Annotated in this window: 12 protein-coding genes; 9 read left to right on the plus strand and 3 right to left on the minus strand. The window is 48.9% G+C overall.

Annotated elements, in window-relative coordinates; all coding sequences use genetic code 11:
* The first annotated feature begins 55 nt into the window (after window positions 1-55).
* From M3P05_RS10065 to M3P05_RS10100, 8 genes are all read left to right on the plus strand, one after another.
* Window positions 56-433 carry a DUF6362 family protein gene (locus M3P05_RS10065; RefSeq protein ID WP_249699441.1) on the plus strand — a complete coding sequence of 126 codons (378 nt, stop codon included), beginning with the start codon at window positions 56-58 and terminating at the stop codon, window positions 431-433.
* Between the two features lie 181 nt (window positions 434-614).
* Window positions 615-1,898, plus strand: coding sequence for a site-specific DNA-methyltransferase (locus M3P05_RS10070; protein WP_249699443.1), 1,284 nt, complete (start codon window positions 615-617; stop codon window positions 1,896-1,898).
* Window positions 1,873-2,148: a hypothetical protein gene (locus M3P05_RS10075; protein ID WP_249699445.1), complete on the plus strand. Its 276-nt coding sequence runs from the start codon at window positions 1,873-1,875 to the stop codon at window positions 2,146-2,148. Before M3P05_RS10070 ends, M3P05_RS10075 begins: the two co-directional genes overlap by 26 nt.
* A gap of 15 nt (window positions 2,149-2,163) precedes the next feature.
* Window positions 2,164-2,610 (plus strand): N-acetylmuramoyl-L-alanine amidase, encoded by a 447-nt coding sequence (locus M3P05_RS10080; RefSeq protein WP_249699446.1) that lies wholly within the window; start codon window positions 2,164-2,166, stop codon window positions 2,608-2,610.
* Window positions 2,607-2,978 carry a 3TM-type holin gene (locus M3P05_RS10085; protein WP_249699447.1) on the plus strand — a complete coding sequence of 124 codons (372 nt, stop codon included), beginning with the start codon at window positions 2,607-2,609 and terminating at the stop codon, window positions 2,976-2,978. Before M3P05_RS10080 ends, M3P05_RS10085 begins: the two co-directional genes overlap by 4 nt.
* A 101-nt stretch (window positions 2,979-3,079) precedes the next feature.
* Window positions 3,080-3,685, plus strand: coding sequence for an AHH domain-containing protein (locus M3P05_RS10090; RefSeq protein WP_249699448.1), 606 nt, complete (start codon window positions 3,080-3,082; stop codon window positions 3,683-3,685).
* The gene (locus M3P05_RS10095; RefSeq protein WP_249699449.1) at window positions 3,670-4,215 is read left to right on the plus strand and encodes an imm11 family protein; all 546 of its coding nucleotides are present in this window, start codon (window positions 3,670-3,672) and stop codon (window positions 4,213-4,215) included. The genes M3P05_RS10090 and M3P05_RS10095 overlap by 16 nt, the downstream gene beginning before the upstream one ends.
* Before the next feature lie 14 nt (window positions 4,216-4,229).
* Window positions 4,230-4,553, plus strand: a complete 324-nt coding sequence (locus tag M3P05_RS10100; RefSeq protein ID WP_249699450.1) for a hypothetical protein — start codon at window positions 4,230-4,232, stop codon at window positions 4,551-4,553.
* 201 nt (window positions 4,554-4,754) lie between these two features.
* Here M3P05_RS10100 and M3P05_RS10105 read toward each other — a convergent pair whose 3' ends face one another.
* Genes M3P05_RS10105 through M3P05_RS10115 form a run of 3 tightly spaced genes read right to left on the minus strand, consistent with a single transcriptional unit; the run spans window position 4,755 to window position 5,907 of the window.
* Window positions 4,755-5,201, minus strand: a complete 447-nt coding sequence (locus tag M3P05_RS10105; protein ID WP_249699451.1) for a hypothetical protein — start codon at window positions 5,199-5,201, stop codon at window positions 4,755-4,757.
* Window positions 5,201-5,683: a DUF3489 domain-containing protein gene (locus tag M3P05_RS10110; RefSeq protein ID WP_249699452.1), complete on the minus strand. Its 483-nt coding sequence runs from the start codon at window positions 5,681-5,683 to the stop codon at window positions 5,201-5,203. The genes M3P05_RS10105 and M3P05_RS10110 overlap by 1 nt, the downstream gene beginning before the upstream one ends.
* A 26-nt stretch (window positions 5,684-5,709) precedes the next feature.
* Window positions 5,710-5,907 (minus strand): hypothetical protein, encoded by a 198-nt coding sequence (locus M3P05_RS10115; protein WP_249699453.1) that lies wholly within the window; start codon window positions 5,905-5,907, stop codon window positions 5,710-5,712.
* Between the two features lie 116 nt (window positions 5,908-6,023).
* On the opposite strand from M3P05_RS10115, the gene M3P05_RS10120 reads away from it, so the two are divergent.
* Window positions 6,024-6,244 (plus strand): hypothetical protein (locus tag M3P05_RS10120; protein ID WP_249699454.1); only part of this gene is annotated, 221 nt, incomplete at its 3' end.

Raw genomic sequence — 6,244 nt, forward strand, 5'->3', positions numbered from 1 at the left:
ATATACAGCAGCCCTGCCACATGAGTCACAGCAACCAGCGGATGGCATGAAAACGATGAATACGGAAATCAAATATCTTGAGCAACGCTACCGTGAAGCCTGGCTGACTGCTCGACGACTTTCGTCCGGTATTCAGTTGGGTCATGGCTCGGGCTGGCCAGAGATGGTTTTTGATAAGCGAGAACAGCTGCGCAGGGCAGAGCGTGAGGTGTTATCGGTCAAACCGACTGCAGAGCAGGAAGATCGTTTGATGGAATGTATCCGCTGGTTGGCACCACTGCTGGTGGTTGATCGTAAGTTGATCTGGCTCCGTGCCTCTGGCTTGACCTGGAGAGAGATTGCTAACCGGACAGGTGTCCCCAGAAGTTCTATCCACCGGTTCTGGCATAAGGCTCTTTTGCATGTGCAGTTGCAAAAAACTGGGAGGAAATAGCGCGTTGTTGCATAGAGTGTCGGGCTACTGGTGGTTCCTGCGTAGAGGGGGACTTTTCAGGGGCGGGACAAAATCACCTGTTTCGGTGTAGATTTTTTGTATGCTGGCGCAAAGCTGCAAACAACCTCAACGCCTCGACCCTTTCCCGGTCGGGGCGTTTGCTTTCCAGGGATGGAAATTCATGTCCGAAGCCCCACAAATCCTCGTTGAAAACCTTGAGCACTGGCTTGTGGATGAGCTTGTGCCCTATGCCCAGAATGCCCGCACTCACTCTGCAGACCAGATCAGTCAGATTGCTCGCTCCATTGAAAACTTTGGATTTGTTAACCCGATTCTTGTGGGCGAGGACAAAGTGATTGTGGCTGGCCATGGTCGTCTGCTGGCGGCTCAGGAACTGGGCCTGCAAACAGTTCCGGTGATCGTCCTGGGACATTTGGACGATGTTCAGCGAAGAGCTCTGGTACTGGCTGATAACAAACTGGCAGAAAATGCAGGCTGGGATGAAGAGCTTCTCCGGCTGGAACTGCAGGCCCTGGATGAGCTCGACTTTGACTTGGACATTATGGGCTTCAGTACAGAGGAACTGGATGATCTTCTGCTGGAAGAACCTGCTGAGGGAAATACCGAAGATGATCAGGTGCCAGAAGTTCAAGAACAACCGGTGAGCCAAACCGGAGATGTGTGGATTCTTGGTGAACATCGCCTGCTCTGCGGCAGTGCAACGGAATCTGCTGATGTCGAAACATTGATGGCTGGCCAACTGGCCGATATGGTATTTACCGATCCTCCCTACAACGTCGATTACGGTAACAGCGCCAAGGATAAGAAACGCGGTAAGGATCGCAGGATCAAGAACGATAACCTGGGCGATGAGTTTCATAGTTTTCTGAAAGCGGCGATGACCAATATGCTCGCTGTCTGTAAGGGAGCAATTTACGTCTGCATGTCATCTTCTGAACTGGATACTCTTCAAAAAGCTTTTCGTGAAGCTGGTGGTAAGTGGTCAACCTTTCTGATCTGGGCCAAGAACACTTTCACTTTGGGCCGAGCTGATTATCAGCGCCAATACGAACCCATTCTCTACGGCTGGAAGGATGGTTCTGATCATTTCTGGTGCGGTGCGCGTGATCAGGGTGATGTCTGGTTTTTCAACAAGCCTGCTCGCAATGATCTGCATCCCACCATGAAACCGGTAGAACTGGTGGAACGGGCAATCCGCAACTCTTCCAAAACCAAAGATATTGTTCTGGATCTTTTCGGTGGTTCCGGCAGCACTTTGATTGCCTGTGAGAAAACCGGTCGCCAGGCCCGGCTGACAGAGCTCGATCCAAAGTATGTCGATGTGATCGTCAGGCGCTGGGAAGAGTATGCCGGTCAGGAAGCCTATCTCGAAGAAAGCCAGCTGACTTTTGCTCAAGTGGCAAAGGAGCGAGGACACGATGGAAGTGATTCAGCAGCGGCTTGATCAGATCGATGGCAAGCTCGACAAACTCTCCGATGCCATTAGCCGTCTGGCTGCCGTTGAAGAACGGTTGATTCACCAGACCACAACTCTCAACGGCCTTGATCGCAAACTGGAAGATTCCGAAAAACGTATCCGCTATCTGGAGAGTCAGGCCAGTGCCCGGGGAGTTGTTCTGGCCTCAGTGGAAAGGTTTGGCTGGCTGATCCTGACAACCATTATTGGCATTGTCGCCTACACCCTCAAACCATAATAACAGGGACTGTTTATGGGCAAGCGCAACGAAACCAATACCATTGTCGTTCATTGCTCTGCAACCAAACCTGATCAGAGTGTGACCTTTGACACCATCAAGCGCTGGCACCTGATGGAGCGTGCGTTTATGGATATTGGTTACCATTGGGTCATTGAGCGGGATGGTTCAGTGAAACAGGGGCGCCCCATCGATGACTGGGGTGCTCATGTGAAAGGCCATAACCATGAGAGTGTTGGAATCTGCCTGGTGGGAGGTACGGATCAGGACGGCAATGCTGAAGACAACTTCACCTCAATACAGAAACGTATGCTCAAGTTCCTGGTCGGAGGCTGTCTGCAGCTCTGGCCGGAAGCCGTGGTAAAGGGACATTACCACTTCAACAGGGACAAGGACTGTCCCTCCTTTGATATTGAACAGTGGCTGGTTGAGGCAGGGTTTGTTGATGGGGAGGCGGCATGAGCCTGCTCTCTGCCATTCCCCTTGTCGGAAAAGTGATCGACAAGATCTTCCCGGATAAGAACAAATCCATCGAAGCCAAAGCTGCTCTCACCGAGATGATCGTTAATGGTGAGCTGGATGAGCTGGCAGAACAAGCTGGTGTAATTAAAGCAGAAGCTCAGGGTGAAAGCTGGCTACAACGTAACTGGCGACCTCTGGTGATGGTAACTTTTACGGCCCTGATTGTTTGCCGTTGGATGGGGTGGGCGTCACCTGACTTAAGTGAAGCTTTGGAAATGAAACTGCTTGGTATTGTGCAGCTGGGTATTGGTGGTTACATTGCCAGTCGTGGCGTTGAGAAAGCAGTCAGGAGTTGGCCTGTTCGCTAATACTTAGAAGAATTGTTTGCACTTTACTACTTGGTTAAACTCACAATCTGAGGCTTGCATTGGTTGTAGCAAGGGTTGCTTATAGGCAAAGGTACAAGGCTGTGTTGCAAGATTTGGAAGTTGAGCTGGTTGAAGAGCATGAGCTGAGGATTGATCTGGAGTTTTTGCTCAAAGAAACAAAGTGTCGCATGACCATTGATGAACTACTTGAAGAGACAAAAACAAGGAGTTTATTTTTAGCTCTGGCATGCTATCGCAAGGAAGGATACAAGCTAAGTCCTAAACAGCTTAGAGTTGAGCCGCATGATTCATCTCTATTGGGAAAGCATCTTCGTGCTGTTGATGCAGCAAGGCCGCATGACGATTTTGAAGCTCATCATATTGTTGTCGGAGGCTCAAAACGAGCCAAGCGAGCCAGAAAGTTGCTGGCCAACTTGGGTATCAGGATTGATGATCCATTAAATGGTGCTTGGCTTCCCAACTTTAAAAGAAACGTACCACATCCTTCAATGCCAGAAGCTTATGCCCACCGTCCAATTCACACAAAATGTTACTACTTGAATATTGAAAATATTCTGACTCAGACTATGAATAGGAAGCAGGCTCATTGGGTACTGAATAAAATAGCGGGGCAGTTACAATCAGGTGTTTTTCCTGTTGATAGAGAAATGACAGCACAGGAAATAGAAATGTGGATGAGGGTATAAAGGATATAAAAATGTTTGTGATTTCTGCTGATACGAAAAACTTTGAAACCTTCATACCGGTCTCTGATGATTATGAAGATACTCATGGAGACATATTGTGTAAGGGTGAAACGCTAGCGGATGACTGGTCAGGACCTCTTGAAGTAGAGGTTGAAGAGCCGGATGGAAGGCCTGTTGGGGACTGTAGCTTCATGTTTGCTGGTTCACTTGTTGTCAATGAATCTGCTAAGAGTGTATTTCAGCCTTTCCTGAATGCATGTGATGAACTCATGCCCTTGAAAAATGGAGATGCAGATTACTGGCTTTTGAATGTAAGAAATATAATTCCGGCAATTGATAAAACCGCTACAGAATTTAATGATGTTGGACTTCTTGTTCGCAAAGTGTTCAAAAATGATATCGCTGTAGATATTTTTAAAATTGAAGAAGATAACAAAACATATATTTATTGCTCAGAAGCTGTGGTCAAATCGTTTGATGACAAAGGCATTACAGGTTTAATTTTTGAAGAAATTCCAACAGCCAAGTGAAGGAAATATTTGAGTTGATTTTTGTCGGTGCCTTTGTCTTAGGCACCGTAACTATGTTGCTCTTAGTTGCCAATGCAGTTTGTTTTTATCGTAAAAACTACCACAAACTGTCACAGGCAATTGATGGCGAAGTCTTCGATGCAGGTTTCTTATTTGCTGCCAGCAGATTTATGTTGTGGGGGCATTACTGTCTCTTCCCTAATCGTGCTAAACGATCAAACGTTCAAGACATATTTGCCAGCTTGCCCACTCTGGCTCGGTACCAGCTAATTTTCCATTGGTTTGGAATACTATTTGTTAGTGCCATTATGTTTATTGGCGGAGCATATAGTCTTTAGTCTTTCTGATGACGGCTTAGACCTCATGCACTTGTCAGCAAACCTTCTGTTCAACAAATACAGCCGGGGGCCCTGGGTAGGGCTTCAGACTGCGGGTCTACGGCACCTCGAGATTTCGCTAGCGACAGAGCAAAAATCGGGGTTGACTCTGGTTGACCTTTCGGTTGACTTTTTTGATACAAACTCTGCAAAAACAAATAGTTATCGGGTCAACCAGAGTTCACTCCAGCCCTTGGCAACGGTCAACCTGGTTGACCTTTCTGGTTGACTCTCAGGTTGACTTTTTTCAGCCTCCTCCGTGGCCAGCGAATGCCAGAACAGACGGGAGATTTTCTGCTCACGGGCAAGGCGAGTCATTTCATTCATTGAACGACAGAAGCGAGGCTGATGCTCCTGCCAGGGTTCTTCCCAGTCTCGATGCAGAGCCACAACACCACGGCCTGCCACATAATCCAGGTTTCCCTTTTGCAACAGTGCCAAAGCATCAAGAAATTGGGGATACCATTTATTCAGCGTGACCAGAGTTCGGTTATCAGTTCTATTGACCCGGCTAATCATCAAATGTCCATTGGTCAAAGTAAAAACAAGAAGAGCCGGAACGCTCCTGGAAAAGAGAGTATCGGCTCGATGGTTGGTGTTAGCTGGCATCAGGCCGTCTCCAGCCCGGCGGTAATCCGATAGACGCGATCCTCGCCGTCTGGTTTTTCTGATTCAATGGTCAGCCCCAGCCGTTTCTTCAGGGCTCCGGCCAGGGTGCCGCGCACCGTATGCTGCTGCCAGCCGGTCTGCTCCATCATCTGGGGAATCGTGGCTCCTTCTGGGCGAGTCAGCAGCTGAATGACCTGGTGTAGTTTGCTGCCGGGGCGGGTTTTGCTTTTGGGCTTGTCAGTTTTTTCTGAGACTTCAGGCTCTTCCACTCCGATAGCCTGGCGGCCTGCCGGTGTGAGTGCGTAATCAAACCACTCTCCCCTGCGGTTAATCGGTTTAATCAATTCCCTGTTCAGCAGGCTGTCGATCACTTTCTTCCGGGCACCACCGTTCAGTGGTAGATCCTGGGCTGTGAAGTTGCCCTTGTCGTGGCCGAGCTTCAGAACCTTCTCTTGGGTTTGGGTCAGTATTTTATTTTTCATAGCGCTTCTCCTTTGCTTCCGTTGGGTTAGGCACGCTCAATCCCGAGCGCGTATTCGAGATGTTCAATCATATGATTCAGGTCGCCGACGTGGCCCCAGTGGCATTGCCCGTGGGCAAGATCAACGTGTCGGTCTGCTTGTTTCCTGACCAGTTGGATCAGCTGATCAATCTTGATTCTTTTCTCCTTCAGGACGTCCTGGGAGCTGGGTTTGGATCTATTCATTGAGGGCCTCCGAACATGTGATTATTGGCTTGTTGTCCCTCCATTCAGGCTCTACCTGAGGCACTTATCAAGTTATTTTTCCATTAATAATCAACAGGTTATAAATAGGGTGAAGTATGACTGGCGAGCGGGTTTCACAGGCCGAATTTGCTCGCCGTAACGGCTGGTCCAAGCAGTATGTGGCCAAGCTGGTCAAGCAGGGCCGGATCAAGCTGGAAGGCGGGAAAATCGATCCTGTGGCCGCCAAAAAGGCCGTAGACCAGCTGGCTGAACCATCAACAGCTCTCAGAGAAAAGCCAGCCCAAAGCCGTACACCTGCTTCAACAACAACAGCGCC

Source organism: Parendozoicomonas callyspongiae (genome assembly GCF_023502345.1).
Taxonomy (GTDB): Bacteria; Pseudomonadota; Gammaproteobacteria; order Pseudomonadales; family Endozoicomonadaceae; genus Sansalvadorimonas; species Sansalvadorimonas callyspongiae.